This is a genomic window from Parazoarcus communis (assembly GCF_003111665.1).
Classification (GTDB): domain Bacteria; phylum Pseudomonadota; class Gammaproteobacteria; order Burkholderiales; family Rhodocyclaceae; genus Parazoarcus; species Parazoarcus communis_B.
The window spans coordinates 803,283-827,122 of the sequence record NZ_CP022188.1; the positions used below are offsets into that span (position 1 = coordinate 803,283).

A 23,840-nucleotide genomic window follows, 5' to 3' on the forward strand; every position below is an offset into this window, starting at 1 on the left:
AACCATTCTGCACCGTATGTTGGGACCGACAGGTTAGCGCGGAATGCCGGAATAAAAAAAGCCCCTGTGCCCGGGCTTGGCCGGAAACAGGGGCGCTGCAGATGTACCGGGCCACTGCGGGCCCGGATACGCGAAGCGATCAGCCGCCGAAATCGTCGAGCATGATGTTTTCGCGTTCGACACCGAGATCGAGCAGGGTCTTGATCACCGCAGCGTTCATCATCGGAGGTCCGCACATGTAGAACTCGCAATCCTCAGGGGCCGGATGGTCCTTGAGGTAGTTCTCGTACAGCACGTTGTGAATGAAGCCGGTGTAACCCGTCCAGTTGTCTTCAGGCAGCGGGTCGGACAGAGCCAGATGCCACTTGAAGTTGGGGTTGTCTTCCGCGAGCTTGTCGAATTCCTCGACGTAGAACGCCTCACGCATCGAACGCGCGCCGTACCAGAAGCTGATCTTGCGCGTGCTCGACAGCCGCTTGAGCTGATCGAAGATGTGCGAACGCATCGGCGCCATACCTGCGCCACCACCCACGAAGACCATCTCGTTGTCGGTTTCACGGGCAAAGAATTCGCCAAACGGGCCGTACACGGTGACCTTGTCACCCGGCTTGAGATTGAACACCCAGGACGACATCTTGCCGGCCGGAATATCGTCACGCCCCGGCGGAGGCGACGCAACACGGATGTTGAACTTCACCACGCCCTTCTCTTCCGGGTAGTTCGCCATCGAGTAGGCACGGATCACGGTCTCGTCGACCTTGGACACGAAGCGCCACATGTTGAACTTGTCCCAGTCACCGCGGTACTCGGGCTGGATGTCAAAGTCGGCGTACTTCACCACGTGGGGCGGGCACTCGAGCTGCACATAACCGCCGGCACGGAACTCGACGTTCTCGCCTTCGGGCAGGCGCAGGGTGAGCTCCTTGATGAAGGTGGCAACGTTGGGGTTGGACTCCACCGTGCATTCCCACTTCTTCACCCCGAACACTTCCTCGGGCACCTCGACCTTCATGTCCTGCTTGACCGGGGTCTGGCACGACAGGCGCCAGCCTTCCTTGGCCTGACGCTTGTTGAAGTGCGACTCTTCGGTGGGCAGCATTTCACCACCGCCCGACTCGACCACGCACTTGCACTGCGCACAGGTGCCACCGCCACCGCAGGCCGACGACAGGAAGATGTCGTTTGCGGCGAGTGTCTGCAGCAGCTTGCCGCCAGCCGGCACGGTGATGGTACGTTCGTTGTTGATGTTGATGGTGACGTCGCCGCTCGACACGAGACGCGCACGCGCCATGAGGATGATCATGACCAGTGCAAGCACGATGGCCGTAAACATGCCGATGGCGATGAAGATTTCCTGACTGTTCATATGTCCTCCCCCGCCCTTACAGCTGTACGCCGGAGAACGACATGAAGCCCAGCGACATCAGCCCGATGGTGATGAAGGTGATGCCCAGGCCCTGCAGGCCTTCAGGCACATCGCTGTACTTCAGCTTCTCGCGAATGCCGGCAAGCAGTGCGATGGCCAGCGCCCAGGAGAACCCGGAGCCAACACCATAGACGACGCTTTCGCCGAAGTTGTAGTCGCGCTCGACCATGAACAGGGTGCCGCCCATGATCGCGCAGTTCACCGTAATCAGCGGCAGGAACACACCGAGCGCGTTGTAGAGACTGGGAACATACTTGTCGAGCAGCATCTCGAGGATCTGCACGATGGCTGCGATCACCCCGATATACGACAACAGGCCGAGGAAGGACAGATCGACATCCGGCATGCCCGCCCACGCCAAGGCACCGTCACGCAGCAGCCAGGTGTAGATCAGGTTGTTGGCCGGTACGGTGATGGTCTGCACCACGACCACGGCGATACCAAGACCGATGGCAGTTTCGACCTTCTTCGAGATGGCGATGAAGGTACACATGCCGAGGAAGAAGGACAGCGCCATGTTCTCGATGAACACCGCGCGCACGAAGAGGCTGATGTAATGTTCCATATCAGTACGCCTCCTTGTTGATCACCTGGGGCGCCATCTTGAACGACGCCTCCTCGACCTGCTCCGTCTTCCAGGTACGCAGACCCCAGATGATCAGGCCGATCAGGAAGAACGCCGAAGGCGGCAGCAGCAGCATGCCGTTGGGCACATACCATCCACCATCCTTGGCGAGGCTCAGGATCTCAAAACCGAACAGTTTGCCGGCACCGAACAGTTCGCGGATCACGCCCAGCGTCAGCAGCATTGCGCTGTAGCCGAGACCGTTACCGATACCGTCCATGAACGACAGCAGCGGCGGGTTCTGCATGGCAAAGGCTTCAGCCCGGCCCATCACGATGCAGTTCGTGATGATCAGACCGACGAACACCGACAACTGCTTGGCGAGCGTGAAGGCATAGGCGCGCAGGATCTGGTCGACTACGATCACCAGCGAGGCGATGATCACCATCTGCACGATCATGCGGATCGAGCCCGGGATCTGCGCGCGGATCATCGAGATGAACATGCTCGAGAACGCGGTCACCAGCGTCAGTGCAATCGACATCACCACCGCAGTCTTGAGGTTGGAGGTGACGGCAAGTGCCGAACAGATGCCAAGGATCTGCAGCCCGATCGGGTTGTTATGAAAGATCGGGTTGAGCAGGACTTCTTTTATCGTGGGTTGCGACATGATCAGACCCCCTGGGAACGCAGTTTGGCGAGATAGGGACCGAAGCCCTGTTCGCCGAGCCAGAACTGGAGAAGACGGTCGACGCCCTTGCTGGTGAGGGTCGCCCCTGCCAGCGCGTCAACCTGATGACCGGCGGCCGGACTGGCCGGATCCACACCACCCTTGACGATCTCGATCACCGGCTTGCCGGCGTCGTCGAACAGGGTCTTGCCCGGCCACAGCGCCTTCCACTTGGGATTGTCGACCTCGCCACCCAGGCCCGGTGTCTCGGCATGCTGATAGAAGCCGAACCCGACCACGGTATTGAGATCAGCCTTCACAGCCATGAAGCCGTGCAGCGTTGACCACAGGCCATAGCCGCGCACCGGCAGAATCAGGGACTCGAGCTTGCCGTCCTGCTCCACCATGTACACCGTGGTGTAACGCTCGCGGCGCTTGATCAGGGCAAGGTCATCTTCACCGGGCAGCGCATCCGAGAGTTTCGGGTCGCGCGCAGCCTTCAGCGGGTCGAAGTTGTCCGGATTGAACTCGGTGGAATACTCACCGGTTTCCAGATCCACCAGCTTCGAGCTGATGCGACTGGAGAACAGCTCCTTGACTTCGCGCCCGGACAGGTCCGCATCGCCCAGCCCGGCAATTGCCAGAATGCTGCGCTGCTTGTCGAGCTGACGGTTCTCTATCTGCACCGGCTTGAGCGATACCGCCGCGCCGGCGACGAACACCGAGCTCACCAGACTGACCGCCAGCGCCACGAACAGCGTGCGGCTTGTCGATTCTTTCTTACTGGACATTGCGCGCCAACCTCCGCTTGATATTGGCCGAGACCACGAAGTGGTCGATCAGCGGGGCACACAGGTTGGCGAACAGAATCGCCAGCATGATGCCCTCGGGGAAGGCCGGGTTCACCACCCGGATGAGCACGGTCATGATTCCGATGAAGGCACCGAAAATCCACTTCCCGGTGTTGGTCATCGACGCCGACACCGGGTCGGTCGCCATGAAGATCATGCCGAAAGCGAAGCCACCAACCACCAGATGCCAGTACCACGGCAATCCGAACATCGGGTTGCTTGCGGAGCCGATGCCGTTGAACAGCAGGCTCATGCCGATCATGCCGATCATCACGCCGGCAACGATGCGCCACGACGCAATCTTCATGATCAGCAGCACCGCGCCGCCAATGAGGATCGCCAGGGTGCTGGTTTCGCCTACCGAACCATGGATCAGCCCGAGGAAGGCGTCCATCCAGGTAATGCCGCCGGCCACGATCTGGTCCAGCCCGCCTGCAGCGCCGAGCGACAGCGGGGTCGCGCCGGTGTAGCCATCGACGGCCGTCCATACCGCATCGCCGGACAGCTGTGCCGGGTAGGCAAAGTACAGGAAGGCACGGCCGGTCAGCGCGGGGTTGAGGAAGTTCTTGCCCGTACCGCCGAACACTTCCTTGCCGATCACGACGCCGAAGCTGATGCCGAGCGCAACCTGCCACAGCGGCACGGTCGGCGGGCAAATCAGGGCGAACAGCACCGAGGTGACGAAGAAGCCTTCGTTCACCTCATGGCGGCGGATCGAAGCAAACAGCACTTCCCAGAAACCGCCGACAACGAAGGTCACCAGGTAGATGGGCAGGAAGTACGCTGCGCCATGCACCATGTTGTCCCATACGCTGCCCGGGTCAAAACTGGCAAAAACGGCGATCAGCGCCATCCGCCAGCCGTCCTGAGCTGCGAGCAGGTCAGGGTTGGCGGCGTAGATGGTATTGGCCTGGAAGCCGATATTCCACATGCCGAAAAACAGCGCCGGAAAGGTGCACATCCACACCGTGATCATCATGCGCTTGAGGTCAAGACCGTCGCGCACGTGAGCGGTGGTGCGGGTGACGCTGGAAGGGCGATAGAGTGCGGTATCGACCGCCTCGTAAAGGGCATACCACTTCTCGTGCTTGCCACCCTTTTCGAAGTGGTGCTCGATACTGTCGAGATATGAACGCAGACCCATGTTCAGCCTTCCTTTTCGATGCGTGTCAGATTATCCCGCAGGATTGGGCCGTACTCGTACTTGCCGGCACACACGTAGGTACACAGCGCGAGGTCTTCCTCGTCGAGCTCGAGCGCGCCGAGCTTCTGCGCCATGTCGGTGTCACCGACGATCAGGTAACGCAGCAGCTGCGTCGGCAGAATGTCGAGCGGCATCACTTCTTCGTAGTTCCCGACCGGCACCATGGCACGCGGGCTGCCATTGGTAGTGGTGGTGAAGTCGAGCTTGCGCCCCCCGAACAGTTTCGAGGCGAAGATGTTGAGCACAGAATGCTTGTTGGTGCCGGCACGCAGGTAATGCATGAACTCGCGCTCGGTCCCTTCCTTGAGACAGGACACCTGCAGGTGATAGCGACCGAGGTAGGCACAGGCGCCACGCGCCGTGCGCCCGCCGAACACCGAGCCTGAAATCACGCGATTGCGCCCGACGGCCATTTCACCAGCGGTCAGCTCGTCGAGGTTGGCGCCCAAACGGGTACGAACCAGGCGCGGCTTATCGACGACCGGACCGGCCAGCGCCACGACGCGCTCTTCCCACAGACGGCCGGTGGCAAAAAACTTGCCCATCGCGATCACGTCCTGGTAGTTCAGGTACCACACTGACTTGTTCGCATCGACCGGGTCGAGGAAGTGGATGTGCGTACCGGGCAGACCCGCCGGATGCGGACCGGAGAATGACTCTGCGGTCACGTTGTTCAAGCCGGCACCGGGCAGCTTCGCATTTTCGGCATGGCACAGGAAAACCCGCGCCAGTCGGCCGAGCACCTTGAGCCCGCGGCTGAAGTCTTCGGCATACTCGCCAATGACTACGGCCGGGTCGGCAGCCAGCGGATGCGTGTCGATCGCGGTGACGAAAATCGAGCTCGGCGTGGCATCGACCGCAGGCACCTTGCTCAGCGGCCGGGTGCGCAGCGCAGTCCACAGCCCGGATTGCTGCAGGTTCTCGCGCACAGCTTCAGGTGCAAGTGCGTCGATCTCGGCGTCGCTGTAGCGTGCGAAGTCGACGGCCTCATCACCTTCGACGTCGATGACGACCGATTGAAGCACACGCTGCTCGCCGCGATGGATGGCGCTGACCACGCCTGCGGCGGGCGCGGTGAAATGCACGCCTTCCGTCTTCTTGTCGGAGAACAGCACCTGTCCCAGTTTCACCCGGTCGCCCACCTGCACCGCCATCGTCGGCTTCATGCCGTGATAGTCGAAGCCGATGACGGCCACACTGCGCACCGGCCGTCCGGCTTCGATGCGCTGCGCGGGCGCGCCGGTGACGGGAAGGTCAAGTCCGCGTTTGATTTGTATCATGCGTCTATCGCCCAATCACTCATGAGAATGGTGGAGTCCTGCACGCCGTAGAGCCGGGTTTTCCGGCTCACGGGCAATGACCCCGCGTAAACAAACCCCCGAATTATAAGAGATTGTTACCCGCCAATCACTTAGGATGATCCGATATAAGACACATTTCTTCAATATAAGCTTTCGTTGAAATGCGAATCGGGCAGTCCGAGGCCGGAACTGCCCGATCCATCAAGGGTTTGCCGCATCGGATGCGATGCGCGCCCTGACGGCTACATTCGTTCGAATACGCCCGCCGCCCCCATGCCGGTTCCGATACACATGCTGATCATGCCGAGGTGCAATGCCGGGTCGCGCTGCATCGCCGCCATCAGGGTCGCGGTGCGGATGGCGCCGGTCGCGCCGAGCGGGTGGCCAAGCGCAATCGCGCCGCCAAGCGGATTGACCTTTTCCGGATCGAGCCCGAGCTGACGCGTCACCGCCAGGGCCTGAGCGGCAAAGGCTTCGTTGAGCTCGATCCAGCCCACGCTGTCCTGTGTCACGCCGGCCATTTTCAGCGCACGCGGGATGGCCTCGACCGGGCCGATACCCATCACCTGCGGCGGCACCCCGGCCACCGCGTAGCTGCGAAACCGTGCAATCGGGGTCGCGTTGAAGCGTTTCAGTGCCGCTTCGCTCATCAGCAGGACCGCGCCAGCCCCGTCCGACATCTGCGAACTGTTGCCCGCGGTCACGGAACCGCGCGCGGCAAACACCGGCCTCAGTTTGGCAAGGCGCTCCATCGCGGCATCGGCTCGCGGCCCTTCGTCGTTCTCGAGCACCCGCTCGGCGATGCGCACGCTGCCCCCTTCGCCGGGCAGGTAGGACTGCACCGCATAGGGGGCGATCTCGGCAGCAAAGTGCCCGGCCGCGATCGCAGCGCAGGCACGACGGTGCGACTCAACCGCAAAGGCGTCCTGATCCTCGCGGCTGACCTTCCACTGCTCGGCCACTTTCTCCGCGGTCAGCCCCATGCCGTAGGCGATGCCGATATTCTCGGCCTTGCTGAAGATTTCCGGGTTGAGACTGACCTTGTTGCCCATGATCTGCGGCATCGCGCTCATGCTCTCGGTGCCGGCGGCGATCATCACATCGGCTTCGCCAAGGCGGATGCGGTTGGCGGCATCGGCCACCGCCTGCAGGCCTGAAGCGCAGAAGCGGTTAATGGTGATGCCCGGCACCGTGTCCGGAAGCCCTGCGAGCAGCAGTCCGATACGCGACACGTTCATGCCCTGCTCGGCTTCCGGCATGGCACAGCCGGTGATCACGTCGCCGATCTCGGCCGGGTCCAGCCCAGGCACCTTGGCGACGACCTCGCGCAGCACCTTGGCCAGCATGTCGTCCGGGCGGACATGACGGAAAGCACCGTTGCGTCGCGCCACAGGGGTACGCACGGCGGCGACGATGTAGGCATCCTGAATCTGTTTGTTCATATGCTCTGTCTCCAGAAGATCTGCTTGTCAGCGTCTTTTCTACACATTTCAGGTTGTCGTGGAGAGTTGTGCCGGTTCTCCGCGCCGAGGGTGAGTATTTGTTCTGCAGGCTGCGGAACTCGCCCTTCGGGCTCGGACAGTCCTCGCCCGCGCCACAAACACTCACCCCCGACACGGCGCATCACGGTTGCTCAAGGCAGGTAGAAGCAAAGGCACAAAACACTCGCTGCTGGAGGGAACCTCAGAGCCACAGCCCTTCTCCCGAAGCACGCCTCGGCACGACCGGAGGCGCCACCTCGCTGAGCCTCAGTACATGCCCCCCCGCCTTTCCCTCAAAACACGAACCCAACCAACCGCAGTGGGGTGTCGGTCATTTGAGCAAGGGGCGAGGACTGTCCGAGCCCGCAGGGCGAGTTCCGCAGCCCCTTGAGCAAATGACCGATGCCCCGCGCAGCGCCCCCGAACCCCAACGCCCGGAAATCCAACCCAACAACCTCAATTCCGCAACGGCTTCCCCGTCTCCAGCATGTACTGAATCCGCTTCTGCGTTTTCTCGGTCTTCAGCAACTCGACAAACTGCGCGCGCTCGACGTCGAGAATCCACTGCTCGCTCACCCGTGCATTGGTATCCACCTCCCCACCGCACAGTGCCGTCGCAGCCGCCTTCGCCACCTTGTAGTCATGCTCCGAGATGAAGCCCCCCTCGGCCATGTTCACCAGCATCAGCTCGCAGGTCGCAATACCGTTGCGGCCTGCCACCTTCACCGCAGAACCCGGCAAGGACGACCGCCAGCCCGCCTCTGCCATCGCCCGCGCACGCCGGATCGCCACGTAAAGCAGTTCGTGGGCGTTGAACACGATGTCGTCAGCTGCGCGACCGAAGCCCAGCTGCACCGCCTCGATGCCGCTCTTGGCCACCGTCGCCATGGCAATGGTCTGGAACGCATTCTGGATGTAGGAAAACACGTCGCCGCCCGCCGCCCGCTGCGCCATCACATGCGCCTGCAGCGCAAACTCCTTGCTGCCGCCGCCGGCCGGAATCAGCCCCACGCCCGCCTCGACCAGGCCGACATAGCTCTCCAGCGCCAGCACCCGGTGGGCAGCATGCATCACGAACTCGCAACCGCCGCCCAGCGCCATGCCCTGCACCGCAGCCACGACCGGCACCTGAGCGTGCTTGATCGCCATCGAAGTGCGCTGAAACTTCGCCACCACCTGCTCCAGCATGTCGAACTGTCCCGCGCGGCAGGCCTCGCCGACCTGCTGCAGGTTGGCCCCCACCGCGAACGGCGCATCGTTCCACAGCACCAGACCGTCGAGATCGGCCTCCGCACGGCCGATCGCCTCCAGCATGCCGTCCAGCACCTCGTCGCCGATCGCATGCTTCTTCGATGTCAGCGACACGATGCCGATGCGCCCGTCCTGATCCGGACGCCGCCACAGCCGCAAGCCCGCGTTCTCCCACAGGGTCTCTCCCCTGTCGTCGGGCGCCTCGCCCAGCACACGGTCGGGGTAGAGCTGACGCTGGTACACCCCGAGCGTCGAACGCGGCTTGAGCGCCGACGCTTCGGCACTGAACGAGCCCTCCGCCGCATGCACACCCTCGCGCTCGAACACCCACGCAGGCAGGGGCGCGTCCGACATCGCCCGGCCGTGCTCGATGTCCTCCTTCACCATCGTGGCAATATCGGCCCATCCAGCGGCCTGCCAGGTTTCGAATGGCCCCTGGGCCCAGCCGAAACCCCAGCGCATGGCCAGATCGACATCGTGTGCGTTGTCAGCAATGGCGCCCAGATGTGCCGCGCAGTAGTGAAACACATCACGGAATATCGACCACAGGAACTGCGCCTGCGGGTGGGGGTGTGCGGCCAGACGGGCAAACTTCTCGGCCGGATTCCTGAGGCTGAGGATGTCGTCCACATCGGGGAACATCTCCGCCCCGCTCTCGCGATAGTCCTGATGGGCCAGATCGAGCACCATGATCTTCCGCCCTTCCTTGCGGTAGACCCCGGCGCGTGTCTTCTGCCCCAACGCACCCTTGGCAATCAAGGCCTGCAGCCAGTCCGGCGTCCGGAAGTGGACATGCCAGGGATCGTCCGGCAGCGTCGCCTGCATGGTGCCGACCACATGCGCCAGCGTATCCAGCCCGACCACGTCAGCGGTACGGAAGGTCGCGCTCTTGGGGCGGCCAATGCGCGGGCCGGTGAGCAGATCGACCTCGTCGAAGGTCAGACCAAGCCTGGCCGTGTGGTGCATCACCGCCAGAATCGAAAACACGCCAATCCGGTTGGCGACGAAGTTCGGGGTGTCCCTGGCGCGGACAATGCTCTTGCCCAGCCGGGACGTCAGCCACGTTTCGAGATTGTCCAGCGTCGCCGGATCGGTATCGGCGGTGGCGATCAGTTCCACCAGCGGCATGTACCGTGGCGGATTGAAAAAATGGATGCCGCAGAAACGGCTGCGCTGCGCATCCGGCATGCCCGCGGCCAGCGCGTTGATGGGCAGACCGGACGTGTTCGATGCAAACACCGCGCCGGCTTTCAGGTGCGGTGCGACCTTCGCATACAGGTCGAGCTTCCACTCCATCTTCTCGGCAATCGCCTCGATCACCAGATCGCACTCGCCAAGGCGGGCGAGATCGCTGCCGTAGTTGGCCGCTTCGATATGCTGTGCCCGATCCTTTGCCGCCAGCGGGGCGGGATCGAGCTTCTTCAGGCCTGCCAGCGCCTTGTTGATGACCGCATTGGCATCGCCTTCCTTTGCAGCCAGATCAAACAGAATCACCGGCACATCGGCATTGGCGCAGTGGGCCGCAATCTGCGCCCCCATCACGCCGGCACCCAGCACGGCGACCTTGCGGATGATGAATTTGCTCACGCGTGTCTCCCCAGATTTCCTTGCAGCACCCGGCTAGCCGGTACACATGACTTGAACCCGGCTTCCGGGCAAACGCAGGCTTCGCCCGCGCGCCCGAAGAGCCTGCCTTGCTTCAGAACGCCAGCGAGTACTGGGCGCCCAGGATCCACACGCTGGAGTCGTACTCACCCGTGACGCGGCCACGACCGGCTGCGGCCTGATCGTTGTCAATCTTGGTCTTGGGCACGTAGAGATACGCAGCAGCAAGGTCCAGCCTCGATGCCTTGGACATCTTCCACTGAGCACCGACGGTAAACCACGTCCGGTCGTTGTCAGGCAGCGAAACCAGACGACGCTCCTTGTCCTTCACCGGCGTCTGGTCGTAGGCAAGACCGAATTTCAGTTTCCAGGCATCGTTCATCTGGTAGTTGGCGCCAACAGCCACCCGCCAGGTGTCCTTGAACTCGGTGTCGAGCGTTTGCACGGTCGCCCCTGAAAGGGCGCCCGAGGTGCGAACGATGTCCACCTCCTTGATCGAACTCCAGCCCGTGAAGGAGACGTCGCCAAGCAGTTCCCAGCGGCTGTCCAGTTTGTGAGTCGCGCTCAGGATGAAGGTGTCCGGCAATTCGACATCAGCCTCTGCCTTGCCGGTTGTCAATGCTGCACTGGCGCCGGCAGCAAGACCCTTGACCTTCAGATCCCCTTCGAGCTTGTGCTTGATGGACGAACGGTAGGAAAGCCCGACTTTCGTGGCATCCGACACGTTGAACAGCGCACCGACGTTCCAGCCCCATGCATCGGAGCTCGCATCCAGCGTCGCGTAGGTCTGCGTGAGCGCAGGCGACACGACCGCTGCCGCGCGCAGATACTCGGCCTCCATCCGTTGCCAGCTCACGCCGGCACCAATGGAGACCTTGTCATTCACCCGGTACGCAATCGACGGATTGATGTTGTAGGTCTTGATGTCGAACTTGATCGAGTGCGCAGCGCCTACCCAATCATCGTCGTACTCGGTCACCAGTCCGAACGGCGCACCCATGCCCACGCCGACGTACAGATCCTTGTTCAGGGCCCACGACAGGTAGCCGTTTGGCAGCGCTGCCCAGTCGCCCGCATCGGATGTATCACCGGTCAGAAAGCCGCTCGACGACCCTTTGTCCTTGAACTTGAAACTGGGTCTGACTGCCGCCAGACCGACTGAGAGCTCCCGCTCCTGCAGCTGCGTCATGCCAGCGGGATTGAAGTAGATCGTACTTGCATCTTCGGCCACTGCGGCTGATCCAGCATATGCATTGCCAAGGCCGCTCGCGTTCTGTTCAAGCAACTGGAACCCTGCGGCAGATACCGCACCCGATGCCAGCGAAAACGTCCCAAGGGACAACAGCAACGCAATTCTGTTTTTTCTCATGAGTGTCTCCTCCAGTCATGTACGACGACTTATATATGCCTTTGCACTTCCACCCTCGCGTCGGCTGCGCGAAGGCCACTTCAAACTCACTCGGCCGGCATCGGCCGCTTCCTGCCCTTGTCGTCCAGTGCGACATAGGTCAGCCGCGCTTCGGTCACCTTCACGACCACCGGATTCTCCGGATCCCGCTCGGCAAACACCTCGACATCAATGGTCACCGAGGTCCGCCCCGTCGACACCACCTCGGCGTAGAAACTGACCAGATCGCCCACTGATACCGGCTGTTTGAAGATGAAGGAGTTCACCGCCACGGTGGCCACCCGCGACTTGGCGCGACGGCGGGCGGGAATGGCACCAGCAATGTCGACCATGGCCATGATCCAGCCCCCGAACACGTCACCGGCGGGGTTGAGGTCGGCAGGCATGGGCATGACGCGCAAAGCAGGCTGGCGGCCATCGGGCAAGGCGGTATAGATGTCGCTGGAACTCATATCGGGTCCTGTTGAATAACTGGGGGATTACGACCGCCGACGGCGGGATTGGCGTCAGCCGGGACATTCCCGGGGGTCTGCTGATAATTCATCGGGCCGCCGCTCCACGGCGCGAAGCCGGTACCGAAGATCACGCCGGCATCGGCCAGGTCTGCATCTTCGACCACCCCCTCATTCACGCAGCGCCGGGTGGCAGCAAGCAGTGGCTCAAGAATGCGGTCGGCGAGACCTGCTGGCGCAGCACTGGTCTTGCCGCGCTTCGGCTTGCCGTCGCTCCAGCGGTAATAGCCTTCCCCGGTCTTCTTGCCGAGCTTACCCGCGGACACCAGCGCGAGGAGCTTCTGCGGCGGCGCTGCACCGTCGCCGGCCAGCGCCTTGCCTGCCGCCACCGCGATATCGAGCCCGACCGTATCTACCAGTTCGATCGGCCCCATCGGCATGCCGAAATCGACCAGCGCGGCATCGACGGCTTCGGGCGCAATGCCCTCCTCGACACAACGCAAGGCCTCGAGCATGTAAGGCCCGAGCACCGCATTGACAAGGAAGCCCGGCGCACTTTTCACCGGCAGCGGCAGCTTGTCGATCCTGCGCACGAAGGCCGCCGCACGCTGCAAGGCAAGCGCATCCGATTGCTCTCCCGCCACCACCTCGACCAGCGGCATCATCGCCACCGGGTTGAAGAAGTGAATCCCGACCAGACGGCTCGGGTCGGACAAGCATCCAGCAATATCTTCCAGCTTCAGACTGGAGGTATTGCTGGCCAGAATCGCATCCGGCCGCGCCTTGCGCTCAAGATCTGAGAACAGCGCACGCTTCGCCTCAAGATTCTCGAAGATGGCCTCGATGATGACATCGGCCCGCACCGCGCCATGGCCCTGAGGGTCGGGGATCATGCGATCGAGCGCAAAGCGCACCTGGCGGCGGTCGCCCTTGAAGCGGCGCTCGAACAGCTTTGCCGCCCGCGCAATCGCAGGCGCGATGCGCTCAACGGTCTGATCCTGCAGGGTCACCGTCAGGCCGCGCTGTGCGCACACGGCGGCGATGTCGCCGCCCATCACGCCGGCACCGATCACATGCACATGCCGCGGCGCAAAATCGACACCCTTGCCAAAGCCCTTGAGGCGCTCCTGCAGGTGATACACCCGCAGCAGGTTACGTGTGGTCGGCGAGGCGGAAATCGTCTCCAGCGAAGCCGGGTCGCCTGCCGGCACCGCCAGCGCATTGCCCTCGAAGCGCGACCACATGTCGATGATTGCGTAGGGCGCGGGATAGTGTTCGCGACGCGCGCGACCCGCCACCTGCTTGCGCGCCTTATCCGCCACCTTTGACCTCAGCGGCCCGTTCATCAGGCGCGCCATCCACGGCAGAGGCGGATTGGCACTGCCGGAACGCACCCGCATGCGCGCTGCGTTTTCCATCACCCGCGGCGGTACGCAGTCGTCGGCGAGGCCGATACGCTTCGCCTTCTTCGCATCGACAGCCTTGCCGGTGAGCATCAGATCGAGCGCCAGTGCCGGGCCGATACGGTCCGGCAGACGCTTCATCCCGCCCCAACCCGGCACGATGCCGAGCATCACTTCGGGGAGCGCGAGCTTTGTACCCGGCTCGTCGACCACGATCCGGTAACGACAGGCCAGTGCAAGCTCAAGCCCGCCACCCAGACAGTGGCCGCGAATCAACGCCAGCGTCGGGTAGTCGACGTCCGCGAGGCGCTCGAACAGGGTCCACCCGCGTGCGACCAGTACGCGTGCATCTGCGGCCGAGGCGAGTTGCGAGAATTCTTCAATGTCGGCGCCGGCGATGAAACCCGCCGGTTTGGCCGACGCGATCACCAGTGCGGCAGGCGGCTCGGCGTCGAGCACATCCAGCACGCTGCCAAGCTCTTCCATCACCGCGGCCGAGAGCGCGTTGGTCGTGCTGTCGGCCTTGTCGAGCTCGAGCCAGGCAAGGCCGTCCGCCTCGCGGCGCAGTGTCCAGTGCTGCCAGTTGTTTTCGGGCTGGTTCATTGCATCGCCTCCACCAGCATCGCGCCGCCCTGTCCGCCACCGATGCAGATGCTGGCCATGCCGCGGCGCCCCCCGGTGCGACGCAGCACCTGCAGCAGATGCAGCACAATGCGCGCGCCACTCGCCCCCACCGGATGGCCCTGCGCAACCGCCCCGCCATCGATGTTGAGCCGTGCCAGATCGGGCGCGCCCGGCGCTGCCTCTATGCCGAAGTGCTCGTTGAAATAAGCGTCGTCGCCGAACGCACGCAGACAGGCAATGACCTGCGCGGCGAAAGCCTCGTTGAGCTCCCACGCATCGAGATGGGCCGGGCGCAAACCATGACGATCCAGGATGGGCTGAGCTGCATGCACCGGCCCCAGGCCCATCTGCTCAGGGGCCAGCGCGGCCCATTCGCTGTCGATGATGCGCCCCATCGGCTGCAGCCCGAAGCGCTCGACCGCCTCGGCCGAGGCCAGCACCAGCCAGGCCGCGCCATCGGTGATCTGCGAGCTGTTGCCGGCAGTCACCTGACCATAGCGCTTGTCGAAGAACGGCTTGAGCTTTGCCAGCGCGGCCATCGACGCATCCCGGCGCAGACCGTCATCGGCCTTGTACACCGTGCCGTCACGATCGATCAGCGGCACGATCTCGGCATCGAAATGGCCGGCATCCTGCGCCAGCGCGACGCGCTGGTGGCTCTCCACCGCATATGCGTCCATCTCTTCACGCGTGATGCCGAACTTCCACGCCAGATTCTCGGCAGTCTGCCCCATCAGCTGGCCTACCACCGGATCGGTCAGGCCTTTCATGATGCCGATCACCGGGGCGAGATTGCCAAGGCGGAACTTCCGTGCGACCGCAAAGCGCTCGCTGACCGACTTTGCCGCATACCAGGACGACAGCCAGCGCACCATCGCATCCGACAGCAGCAGCGGCGCACGCGACAGCGCATCCACGCCACCGGCGAGCACCAGATGCGAACGCCCGGCCTGGATATTGACCATCGCGGAATCGATCGCCTGCATGCCGCTGGCGCAGTTGCGCATCACCGTCCATCCCGGTACCTTCAGCCCGCAACCCATGCGCAACGCCACGACCCGGCCGATGTTGACCTCGTCCGGCGCCGGACTGGCACAGCCCAGGATGACCTCGTTCAGCTGGTCAGGTGCAAAGCTCTGACGTGCCAGCAAGGCGCTGCCGGCGGCCGTTGCCAGGTCGGACGCGGCGAACGGCCCCGGCGTGTTGCGCGACTTGAGAAAGGGCGTGCGCGCCCCATCAATGATGAATACCTCTCGACTCACGCGGCCTCCTTAAGCACTGGCGTGTCACACAAGGCTGCACGCAGTCCGAAATCAAAGGGGAAGTCGTCGACCCGGATCACCTTGTCGCGCAACTCGCCACGGCGCTGCAGCAGGGCATATTCCTCCGCACTGATCACGCCGGCTTCATGCGCGCGCTGCCACAAGGCATCCACGCCGCCACCCACCAGCAGTCCCGGCTTGAAGCTGCCCGAGCGCAGCGCCTGCTTCACCTTGGCGTCGACCGGCTCGGCCTGAACCGTCGCCAGCAGAGCGGCTTCAAGCGCGCCCACCGGATCCTCGAGATCGGTCGGCAAATAGACGTCAGCCGTCAGGCGGTCGCGGGTGGCAGACGGCTCGATCATCGACTGCGCCACTTCATGGCCCAGCCGGTCGGACGGCACCACGTAGGGACGGCCGAGCGGGAACACCACCAGTCTGCGCAGCAGCATCGCAGCGATACGATTGGGGAAGTTCGCAATCACGCCCTCGAAGGCATTCTGCGCGCGGAACATGCAGTCCCAGATCGCCCAGTGCATCAGCGGTGCATCGGCCTGCTGCCGGCCTTCGGCCTCGAAGCGCTTGAGCGTGGCCGACGCCAGGTACATCAGCGACAGGATGTCGCCCAGACGCGCGGACAGTTTTTCCTTGCGCTTGAGCGCGCCGCCCATGGTGCCCATGGACAGATCGGAGATGAAGGCGAAGGCCGCCGAGAAGCGCGTGAGCTGCTGATAGTAGCGACGCGTCTCGGGTGCGACGTCAGCGTCGATCCTGACGAAATGCGACCCGGTGAGCCCCATCACCAGCGCCCGTGCGCCATTGGTGACAGTGTAGGCAACGTGCGACCACAAGGCCTTGTCGAAGGCATCGAGATCACCCTTCTGCGCCGCCTTCATCTCGTCCATCACATGCGGATGGCAGCGCACCGCGCCCTGGCCGAACAGGATCAGGCTGCGGGTCAGGATGTTCGCCCCTTCCACCGTGATGCCGACCGGAATCTGCTGATAGGCGCGCCCGAGGAAGTTCTGCGGCCCGAGACAGATGCCCTTGCCACCGATCACATCCATGCCGTCATTGACCGTCTGCCGTGCACGCTCGGTCACGTGATACTTGACGATGGCCGACACCACCGAGGGCTTCTCGCCGAGATCGATCGCCCCTGCAGTCATGATGCGGGTCGCGTCGCTCAGATAGGTGTTGGCACCAATCCGGGTAAGCGCTTCCTCCACCCCCTCGAAGCGGCCGATCGCGGTCTTGAACTGATAGCGCACCCGGGCATAGGCGCCGACGGCACGCGCGGTGAGCTTCTGCATCCCGGTGTTGGAGCCCGGCAGCGAGATACTGCGGCCGGCGGCCAGGCACTCCATCAGCATGCGCCAGCCCTGCCCCGCCATCGCCGGACCGCCGATGATGAATTCCAGCGGCATGAACACATCCTTGCCGCGAATCGGCCCGTTCATCCACACCGCGTTGAGCGGGAAGTGACGGCGGCCGATATCCACTCCTGGATGATCATGCGGCACCAGCGCGCAGGTGATGCCGAGATCGGCGTCCTCGCCCAGCAGATGCTCGGGGTCGTACAGGCGGAAGGCCAGGCCGAACACGGTGCACACCGGCGCCAGCGTGATGTAGCGCTTGTCGAAGGACACCCGCATGCCGAGCACTTCCTCGCCTTCCCACATTCCCTTGCACACCACGCCGGCATCGGGGATGGACGCAGCGTCCGACCCCGCCCACGGACTGGTCAGTGCAAACGCCGGGATCTCCTTGCCCTGCGCCAGACGCGGCAGATAATGGGCCTTCTGTTCTTCCGTGCCGTAGTGCAGCAGCAGTTCGGCGGGGCCGAGCGAGTTGGGCACCATCACAGTCACCGCCGGCGTCGACGAGCGTGTCGACAGTTTGGTGACCACCTGAGAGTGCGCAAAGGCGGAGAAGCCCTTGCCGCCGAATTCCTTCGGAATGATCATGCCGAGGAAGCCCGCGGACCGGATGTACGCCCAGGCCTCAGCGGACATGTCCTGCTGCTGCGTCACATCCCAGTCCTTGATCAGCCGGCACAGTTCCTCGGTTTCATTGTCGAGGAAGGCCTGCTCCTCGTCGCTGAGCCTGGGCCACGGATAGGCTGCAAGCTTCTTCCAGTCCGGGTCGCCGGCGAACAGATCGCCCTCCCACCATACCGTGCCGGCTTCGAGCGCATCGCGCTCGGTCTGTGACATCGACGGCAGCGCGCGACGGAAGGCCTTGAAGATCGGCGCCGTCACGAAGTCGCGCCGCAACGCGCGACTGAGGAAGACCCCCATGACTGCCGCGAATGCCAGCATCACGATCAGGGCCGTCCAGAACGACCAGCCCGCCACCGCGGCAAAGCCCGCGATCCACGCCAGACCAACCCCCAGCCAGGCAAAAAGTGGCGCTCGCCCGTAGGCGAGCGCACCAGCCAAGGGAGGGAGGGAAAACAGAATCAGCCAGATCATCAAGGTCTCCTTTCACCGGCGATAGCAGTCTTGCTGCTGCGTTTCGCCTTGGGGTTCAGTCATTCGTCAGGCAACGTCCGGGCCGGGTCGTTCATCGGGCTGCGCAAACTCCGCCAGCGGCGCACGCAGGCCACCCAGCAGGAAAGACATCAGCCGCGGCATCAGCCGCTGCGGATCGGCATCGTCAAAGGTGCCCGCAAAAAGCTGCAGCGCATCGGTGCCGGCAATCGCATACGACATCGCCCCCATCATGAAATGGAAGCGCCACAGGATTTCCTCCCGTGGCACGCCAGGCAACGAGCGGTACAGCGCACCGAGGAAGCGCTCGAGCACTTCGGCGTATTCCTCGGCAAGAAACTGGCGCACAAATGCATTCGGCTCGGCATAGGTCCGCCCGAGCAGGCGCATGAAGGTGTTCCCGCCATGCACGGTATCGGCTGCAAGCTCGAGCGAGGTGCCGAAGAAAGCCTCGACGATCTGACTCGGCTTGGGCTGCGCCCCCTGTGCAGCCGCCTCGACTCGGTCGAGTGCAGCAAGGCGCTGGCGATTGAGCTCCGTGAGGCGCCGACGGAACACCTCCTGGATCAGCGCATCCTTGGTACCGAAGTGATAATTGACCGCAGCAAGGTTGGCCCCCGCCTGGCTGGTGATCATGCGCATCGATGTCGCTTCGAGGCCATGCTCGACAAACAGGGCCTCCGCCGCATCAAGAATGCGGTCGCGGGTTTCCGGAGCGGGCGAACGGCTGTCTGCTGTAGTCACTTGAAACATCCGATTAAAACAGTTGTTTTAATCATACGTTTCACTGATGGCATGTCAAGCGATATTTATGGAAGCTCGATTCTGGCATTGCGCTTCGACTGAAGCTGCGGGGTCGCCCGCAAACGCGGCACACACACGCCGGCTCACCATCGGTGACATCTTGTCGGGTATCAAGGCAGTTTCTCTGGCGCCGATTAACATGAGTCACCCGACAGCCCTACATGCTGGACACGAGATGGCCAAGCGATTCCCATTGCATCCGAAGCACCCCGAGCGCATCTGCTGGGGCTGCGACAAGTATTGCGCTGCAAATGAGCTGCGCTGTGGAAACGGCGCAGGGAGAACGCTTCACCCGTCCGAAATGCTCGGTGACGACTGGTTCGAGTACGGAGACTGGGGCATCGAGGATGCGGAGGATCCGACCGCTGACGACAGCGAAAACGGAAAAGGCGTCCCGTAAAAAGAAAAAGCCCGGGCGCTTTCGGGCCCGGGCTGAAATCCACATCTTGGAGGAGAGTGGAGGAGACAGCTGCAGAATAGCCAAAATTATGCTGCACTGCAACAAGCATTGAGATGAATGTGTTTATCCACCAATAACGTCTCCTGATCTCACCCTCCTCGCCTGCCAAATAAGGCCGTTTCAGTCAGGACGCTCACCATCGTTACGGGGAAGCCCGGCTCCTGCGGCCATCACTGCACCGGCGTGGGGTTGAAGTGATATCGCGCAGCGAGTTCATTGCCTGCAACACGGGCAAGCGGCATGCCACGCCAGAATACCCCCCCCTTTCCGGCCATCACGCCCAGCAAGGCTTCATCATCTGCCTCACTGCCGTCAGCCAGACGACAATCCGCGAGAAAGGCGGAAAGGTCGCGGTCATCAAGCAAGCCAAGACCGACCGCAGTTGCAAGCAGGACATTACCTTCATCGTCGAGATGGACCGCCCCGATCTCTCCGGCAAGGCGGCCGGTATGTGTGCACAGCGTGCCATCCGCATCCAGCCGCATGACCCAGGGCGTGTAATCGAGTGCGACATAGACTTTCTGCGGACCGTTGTTGACCAGCCAGTTGCCGTGTTCGTCCGCTTCGTAGTTGGCACTGATGAAGCCGCTCAGCCCTGGATGGACGACTGGTTCGCCGCGCAGTCGCCACACCCCACGACGATCGAGTGACAACCAGCCATAACAGGCGGGAACAGTAGGCCAGTCGGGCGGAAGGTCGGACTGTGTTGGCATCGGTGCTCCATTCGCGTTTGCATGTGGGGGCGATCTCGTCATTGATCGCGCTGAGATGTCCGGCAGTCGCCGAGCGTCCTGCCAGGCACATTGTCCCACGTTGAACCGCGTGCCTGCGCCCGCTCAGCGCGGCAGAAAGCGAAGATCCCCGAAGCGCGTCACCACCGCCTCGCCGGTGTTGTCGGTATCCGCGCTGACGGCGATACCGACAACGCGCGGCGCCTCGTCCCCGAAGACCGCTCGGAAGTCGGCGGCCAGATCGCGCTCAACCTCGCGCCACTTCCCGGCCTGTCCGCCACCGCTGTCGACCACGATCATCTGTACCCGGTCGGTGTAGGGGTTCGGACCTGTTTCACCGGGTTTCTGGGCTGTACCCCAGACATAGGCGATTGCAGCCGTCGGCAGCTCGGCGCCATACAGGGTGCGCCCGAGCGACATCTTGACGCGGTCGCCCAGCGACAGCTTCTCCACCGGGTAGTCGAACAGCACATAGACGCGCGCAGCATAGTCATCACCCGATTTGCGTGAGAAATCAGACCCGGTGAGCGCCCGCGACACCTTCCAGCGCCACTGCAGCCGCGGCGACTGCGCGGGATCGATCGCCAGCGCATGCGTCAGCGTGGATGCGGCGGCATCCGAGCGCACCTCGAGCACGGTGCGTCCGGCATCGGCCACGAGCTCGAAGGTGTTCTGGCGTTCCACACCAGGCAGGGACTGACGCAGCCAAGGCGCGGGCACCTGCGCGGCCGGCGTTGCGCCCGAAAAAGGCGAAACCTGCTGCGGCGGACGAAGCTCTGCCCCCGACGCGCCGGCAGCGAGACCAAGGCCGAGCACAAGCAGCAGGGCACGAAAGCGGGATTGCGGCATCAGACACGCGTACATCGGGAACGTCCTCCAGGTGCCCGGAATGCGCTGCAGCGGCGCAGCGTTCGCGGGCGGTTCTTCGAGCCCTTTGGTCGGCACAAAGCCCCGTTTGCTTACAGCGTCAGCGCCGGAAGGCCGCGAAAGCGCTGCGCAGAGGCCTTCGCCAACGCTGCCGGGCGCTCGCCGGCGACTCAAGCCGCAGTGCCAGGCTCCGGCTCGGCGGCAATGCCGCCGATGCTGAACAGCATGTCGGCCACGTCGTCCCGCCCAAGGTCGCGGACGATGAACACCAGCCGGCTCTTGCGGTCGCTGCAGGGCGGCGTATCCGGCCAGGCCGCCAGGCTGGTGGGCGGATACACCGAATGTTGCACGCACTGCAGGATGCGGGGTTGCGGATCGCCGACGACGTTGAGCATGCCCTTGATACGCAGAATGCGCTCGCCATACACCTGCAGCAGCAAACCGAGCGCATCGGAAAAGCTGAACCAGTTGAGCGGCTCGGCAAAGCACAGCACGAAACTGCTTACGCCGGCATCGTGGCGCGGTACCGCAGGCGCCGTGGCCACGCGTCCCGGTTTGCGCCATGCAGCGGGCCCCGAAGCAGCGGGCGCAAGGGCGCGCTGGCGCTGCACCCGCTCTTCGCCCAGCCATGCGGCGACATCCGGCGCCTTGCCACTGGCGTCATACAGACCACAGCCGAAGACCACATCGGGCGCGACAACCCCGCCCGACACGGAAACCTGCTGCGCACCCGGGTTGAGCACCGACAATCGGGCCGCCACCTCTGCACGCACAGCCTCGTCTGCCAGATCCGTCTTGGTCAGCAGCAGACGGTCTGCCATCGCCACCTGACGCACGGCCTCGCGGTGCGCGCCCAGCTGCGCCAGCGCGTGCGTGACGTCGACCGCGGTGATCACCCCGTCACAGCGGTAACGCTCGGCGATGAAGGGCTCTTCCATGAGGGTGTGCACAACCGGCACCGGATCGGCCAGGCCGGTGGTCTCTATCAGCACCCGCCGCACCGGCGGGATCTCCTTGCGCAGGGCACGCATGAAGATGCCCTTGAGCGCCTTCACCAGATCGCCCTGCACGCTGCAGCAGATGCAGCCCGAGTCGAGCAGAACGATGGACTCGTCGACCTTCTCCACCAGATGATGATCGACGCCGATCTCGCCAAACTCGTTGATCAGCACCGCGGCACCGTCCATCTCGGGCTGGCGCAGCAGGTGGTTGAGCAAGGTGGTCTTGCCTGCACCGAGAAAGCCGGTGAGCACGGTCACCGGTATCCGGCGGTCGCCAGTGTCACTCGGGCCAGCAGCCGGTACGCTTGCACTTTGGGAGTTCATCATCAGAGTCGCCTGAATGGGGCCATTATTTAAGCACCGATTCGGTCACAGCACAGCACGCAAAGCCACATTCGGCAGCTTCAGCTCAGCCGTGAGGATTTGATTGAGGCGCACAAAAGCCGATAATCAGGGGCTGACTGTCAGCGAGACGAACATGAACGTGCCCCACACCTTTCGCAAGCCGCTTCCGCAAGCCTTCATCGACACCCTGACCGAGCGCTTCGGCACCCGCTTCAGCACCTCCGAAGGCGTGCGCGCCCATCACGGCCACGACGAATCGCATTTCCCCGACGCCCTGCCCGACGCAGTGGTGTTCGCGCACAGCACCGAAGACGTCGTCGCCATCGTCGAGGCCTGCCGCGAACATGCGGTGCCGATCATTCCCTTTGGCGTCGGCAGTTCGCTCGAAGGGCATATCCTCGCCATCCACGGCGGCATCTGCATCGACTTCTCGGAAATGAACCGGGTCCTCGCCATCAACACCGACGACATGGACGTCGTCGTCCAGCCCGGCGTCACCCGCAAGCAGCTCAATGCCGAGCTTCACGGCACGGGCCTGTTCTTCCCCATCGATCCGGGCGCCGACGCCAGCATCGGCGGCATGGCCGCCACCCGCGCCTCGGGCACCAATGCCGTGCGCTACGGCACCATGCGCGAAAACGTGCTCGGCATGACCGCGGTCATGGCCGACGGTCGCGTGATCCGCACCGGCAGCCGCGCACGCAAGTCGTCCGCCGGCTACGACCTCACCCATCTGCTGGTTGGCTCCGAGGGCACGCTGGCAATCACCACCGAACTCACCGTACGCCTGCATCCGCTGCCGGAAGCCGTTTCCGCCGCCACCTGCGCCTTCCCCGACATTGTCAGCGCGGTCAATACCGTGATCCAGACCATTCAGCTCGGGGTGCCGGTGGCGCGTATCGAGCTGGTGGATGCCCTCACCGTGCAGGCGATCAACCGCTATAGCAAGACCACGCTGCACGAATCGCCGATGCTGTTCTTCGAATTCCACGGCTCACCGGCAAGCGTGGAGGAGCAGGCACAGACGGTGCAGGAAATCGCCAATGACAACGGCGGCCTAGCCTTCGACTGGGCCAGCCGTCCGGAAGACCGCACCCGCCTGTGGGCCGCCCGCCACGACGTGTATTTCGCCAGCCTCAACCTGCGCCCCGGCAGTCGCGGCGTGACCACCGACGTGTGCGTCCCGATCTCGAAGCTGGCCGAATGCATCGCCGGCACCCGCGACGACATCGAAGCCTCGGGCTTCATCGCCCCCATCGTCGGTCACGTCGGCGACGGCAATTTCCACACCATCATCCTTGTCGATCCGACTGACGAGGTCGAGATCGCGCGTGCAGAGGCGCTCAACAACAAGATCGTGCAGCGCGCGCTCGCGCTCGGTGGCACCTGCACCGGCGAGCACGGCATCGGCATCGGCAAGCAGGCCTTTCTGCTCGAAGAGCACGGCAGCGCCGCCATCGACGCCATGCGCCTGGTCAAGCAGGCGCTCGACCCCGACAACCTGCTCAACCCGGGCAAGATCCTCCCGCCTGCCTGAATACTGCCCGCGGGTGCGGCCTTGCCGCATCCGCAACCTTTGCTTCGGTTAGGGTATCCAAGGATTGAGCCGTGCCTTGCGCGCGACTAACCTGAAGCATTGC

The 23,840-nt window shown here is 63.5% G+C and carries 19 protein-coding genes; 2 read left to right on the top strand and 17 right to left on the bottom strand.

Annotation, left to right across the window (positions count from 1 at the left end; translation table 11 throughout):
* Window positions 1-139: 139 nt before the first annotated feature.
* The 14 genes from nqrF to CEW87_RS03775 all read right to left on the bottom strand — a co-directional run bounded on the left by nqrF (window position 140) and on the right by CEW87_RS03775 (window position 18,736).
* Entirely contained in the window at window positions 140-1,366 is a 1,227-nt protein-coding gene (nqrF, locus tag CEW87_RS03710) for an NADH:ubiquinone reductase (Na(+)-transporting) subunit F (RefSeq protein WP_108971503.1), read from the bottom strand.
* Window positions 1,367-1,382: 16 nt separating this feature from the next.
* Window positions 1,383-1,991 carry an NADH:ubiquinone reductase (Na(+)-transporting) subunit E gene (gene nqrE / locus CEW87_RS03715; RefSeq protein ID WP_108971504.1) on the bottom strand — a complete coding sequence of 203 codons (609 nt, stop codon included), beginning with the start codon at window positions 1,989-1,991 and terminating at the stop codon, window positions 1,383-1,385.
* Window position 1,992: 1 nt separating this feature from the next.
* Entirely contained in the window at window positions 1,993-2,661 is a 669-nt protein-coding gene (locus tag CEW87_RS03720; RefSeq protein ID WP_108971505.1) for an NADH:ubiquinone reductase (Na(+)-transporting) subunit D, read from the bottom strand.
* Window positions 2,662-2,663: 2 nt separating this feature from the next.
* Entirely contained in the window at window positions 2,664-3,452 is a 789-nt protein-coding gene (locus tag CEW87_RS03725) for a Na(+)-translocating NADH-quinone reductase subunit C (RefSeq protein WP_108971506.1), read from the bottom strand.
* Window positions 3,442-4,656, bottom strand: coding sequence for an NADH:ubiquinone reductase (Na(+)-transporting) subunit B (locus CEW87_RS03730; protein WP_108971507.1), 1,215 nt, complete (start codon window positions 4,654-4,656; stop codon window positions 3,442-3,444). The genes CEW87_RS03725 and CEW87_RS03730 overlap by 11 nt, the downstream gene beginning before the upstream one ends.
* Before the next feature lie 2 nt (window positions 4,657-4,658).
* Window positions 4,659-5,996 carry a Na(+)-translocating NADH-quinone reductase subunit A gene (locus CEW87_RS03735; protein ID WP_108971508.1) on the bottom strand — a complete coding sequence of 446 codons (1,338 nt, stop codon included), beginning with the start codon at window positions 5,994-5,996 and terminating at the stop codon, window positions 4,659-4,661.
* Window positions 5,997-6,259: 263 nt separating this feature from the next.
* A complete protein-coding gene (locus CEW87_RS03740; protein ID WP_108971509.1) occupies window positions 6,260-7,459 on the bottom strand; it encodes an acetyl-CoA C-acyltransferase in 1,200 nt (399 codons plus the stop codon).
* Between the two features lie 495 nt (window positions 7,460-7,954).
* The gene (locus CEW87_RS03745; protein WP_108971510.1) at window positions 7,955-10,336 is read right to left on the bottom strand and encodes a 3-hydroxyacyl-CoA dehydrogenase/enoyl-CoA hydratase family protein; all 2,382 of its coding nucleotides are present in this window, start codon (window positions 10,334-10,336) and stop codon (window positions 7,955-7,957) included.
* A gap of 112 nt (window positions 10,337-10,448) precedes the next feature.
* A complete protein-coding gene (locus CEW87_RS03750; protein WP_108971511.1) occupies window positions 10,449-11,723 on the bottom strand; it encodes an OmpP1/FadL family transporter in 1,275 nt (424 codons plus the stop codon).
* Between the two features lie 86 nt (window positions 11,724-11,809).
* Window positions 11,810-12,214 (bottom strand): acyl-CoA thioesterase, encoded by a 405-nt coding sequence (locus CEW87_RS03755; protein ID WP_108971512.1) that lies wholly within the window; start codon window positions 12,212-12,214, stop codon window positions 11,810-11,812.
* Window positions 12,211-14,220 carry a 3-hydroxyacyl-CoA dehydrogenase NAD-binding domain-containing protein gene (locus tag CEW87_RS03760; protein WP_108971513.1) on the bottom strand — a complete coding sequence of 670 codons (2,010 nt, stop codon included), beginning with the start codon at window positions 14,218-14,220 and terminating at the stop codon, window positions 12,211-12,213. Before CEW87_RS03760 ends, CEW87_RS03755 begins: the two co-directional genes overlap by 4 nt.
* Window positions 14,217-15,503 carry an acetyl-CoA C-acetyltransferase gene (locus CEW87_RS03765; RefSeq protein ID WP_108971514.1) on the bottom strand — a complete coding sequence of 429 codons (1,287 nt, stop codon included), beginning with the start codon at window positions 15,501-15,503 and terminating at the stop codon, window positions 14,217-14,219. The genes CEW87_RS03760 and CEW87_RS03765 overlap by 4 nt, the downstream gene beginning before the upstream one ends.
* Window positions 15,500-17,974, bottom strand: coding sequence for an acyl-CoA dehydrogenase (locus tag CEW87_RS03770; protein ID WP_108971515.1), 2,475 nt, complete (start codon window positions 17,972-17,974; stop codon window positions 15,500-15,502). Before CEW87_RS03770 ends, CEW87_RS03765 begins: the two co-directional genes overlap by 4 nt.
* A gap of 66 nt (window positions 17,975-18,040) precedes the next feature.
* The gene (locus CEW87_RS03775) at window positions 18,041-18,736 is read right to left on the bottom strand and encodes a TetR/AcrR family transcriptional regulator (RefSeq protein ID WP_234421658.1); all 696 of its coding nucleotides are present in this window, start codon (window positions 18,734-18,736) and stop codon (window positions 18,041-18,043) included.
* Between the two features lie 235 nt (window positions 18,737-18,971).
* Here CEW87_RS03775 and CEW87_RS03780 point away from each other — a divergent pair, with 235 nt between their 5' ends.
* Window positions 18,972-19,196, top strand: a complete 225-nt coding sequence (locus CEW87_RS03780) for a DUF3079 domain-containing protein (RefSeq protein ID WP_108971517.1) — start codon at window positions 18,972-18,974, stop codon at window positions 19,194-19,196.
* A 230-nt stretch (window positions 19,197-19,426) separates the two neighbouring features.
* On the opposite strand, the gene CEW87_RS03785 is transcribed toward CEW87_RS03780, so the two are convergent.
* The 3 genes from CEW87_RS03785 to CEW87_RS03795 all read right to left on the bottom strand — a co-directional run bounded on the left by CEW87_RS03785 (window position 19,427) and on the right by CEW87_RS03795 (window position 22,182).
* The gene (locus CEW87_RS03785) at window positions 19,427-19,969 is read right to left on the bottom strand and encodes a DUF2946 family protein (protein WP_108971518.1); all 543 of its coding nucleotides are present in this window, start codon (window positions 19,967-19,969) and stop codon (window positions 19,427-19,429) included.
* A gap of 123 nt (window positions 19,970-20,092) precedes the next feature.
* The gene (locus tag CEW87_RS03790) at window positions 20,093-20,851 is read right to left on the bottom strand and encodes a DUF3047 domain-containing protein (RefSeq protein WP_108976906.1); all 759 of its coding nucleotides are present in this window, start codon (window positions 20,849-20,851) and stop codon (window positions 20,093-20,095) included.
* Between the two features lie 173 nt (window positions 20,852-21,024).
* On the bottom strand, window positions 21,025-22,182 hold the full coding sequence (locus CEW87_RS03795; protein ID WP_420094126.1) for a CobW family GTP-binding protein: 1,158 nt from the start codon (window positions 22,180-22,182) through the stop codon (window positions 21,025-21,027).
* Window positions 22,183-22,333: 151 nt separating this feature from the next.
* Here CEW87_RS03795 and CEW87_RS03800 point away from each other — a divergent pair, with 151 nt between their 5' ends.
* Window positions 22,334-23,737: an FAD-binding oxidoreductase gene (locus CEW87_RS03800; RefSeq protein WP_108971519.1), complete on the top strand. Its 1,404-nt coding sequence runs from the start codon at window positions 22,334-22,336 to the stop codon at window positions 23,735-23,737.
* The last annotated feature ends 103 nt before the right edge of the window (window positions 23,738-23,840 follow it).

Bases quoted from the DNA above. Each gene is read 5' to 3' on its own strand.
- CEW87_RS03730 (WP_108971507.1), bottom strand. From the start codon at position 4,656: ATGGGTCTGCGTTCATATCTCGACAGTATCGAGCACCACTTCGAAAAG.
- nqrE (WP_108971504.1), bottom strand. From the start codon at position 1,991: ATGGAACATTACATCAGCCTCTTCGTGCGCGCGGTGTTCATCGAGAAC.
- CEW87_RS03795 (WP_420094126.1), bottom strand. From the start codon at position 22,182: ATGATGAACTCCCAAAGTGCAAGCGTACCGGCTGCTGGCCCGAGTGAC.
- CEW87_RS03800 (WP_108971519.1), top strand. From the start codon at position 22,334: ATGAACGTGCCCCACACCTTTCGCAAGCCGCTTCCGCAAGCCTTCATC.
- nqrF (WP_108971503.1), bottom strand. From the start codon at position 1,366: ATGAACAGTCAGGAAATCTTCATCGCCATCGGCATGTTTACGGCCATC.
- CEW87_RS03755 (WP_108971512.1), bottom strand. From the start codon at position 12,214: ATGAGTTCCAGCGACATCTATACCGCCTTGCCCGATGGCCGCCAGCCT.
- CEW87_RS03720 (WP_108971505.1), bottom strand. From the start codon at position 2,661: ATGTCGCAACCCACGATAAAAGAAGTCCTGCTCAACCCGATCTTTCAT.
- CEW87_RS03790 (WP_108976906.1), bottom strand. From the start codon at position 20,851: ATGTACGCGTGTCTGATGCCGCAATCCCGCTTTCGTGCCCTGCTGCTT.
- CEW87_RS03785 (WP_108971518.1), bottom strand. From the start codon at position 19,969: ATGCCAACACAGTCCGACCTTCCGCCCGACTGGCCTACTGTTCCCGCC.
- CEW87_RS03740 (WP_108971509.1), bottom strand. From the start codon at position 7,459: ATGAACAAACAGATTCAGGATGCCTACATCGTCGCCGCCGTGCGTACC.
- CEW87_RS03760 (WP_108971513.1), bottom strand. From the start codon at position 14,220: ATGAACCAGCCCGAAAACAACTGGCAGCACTGGACACTGCGCCGCGAG.
- CEW87_RS03770 (WP_108971515.1), bottom strand. From the start codon at position 17,974: ATGATCTGGCTGATTCTGTTTTCCCTCCCTCCCTTGGCTGGTGCGCTC.
- CEW87_RS03750 (WP_108971511.1), bottom strand. From the start codon at position 11,723: ATGAGAAAAAACAGAATTGCGTTGCTGTTGTCCCTTGGGACGTTTTCG.
- CEW87_RS03725 (WP_108971506.1), bottom strand. From the start codon at position 3,452: ATGTCCAGTAAGAAAGAATCGACAAGCCGCACGCTGTTCGTGGCGCTG.
- CEW87_RS03780 (WP_108971517.1), top strand. From the start codon at position 18,972: ATGGCCAAGCGATTCCCATTGCATCCGAAGCACCCCGAGCGCATCTGC.
- CEW87_RS03735 (WP_108971508.1), bottom strand. From the start codon at position 5,996: ATGATACAAATCAAACGCGGACTTGACCTTCCCGTCACCGGCGCGCCC.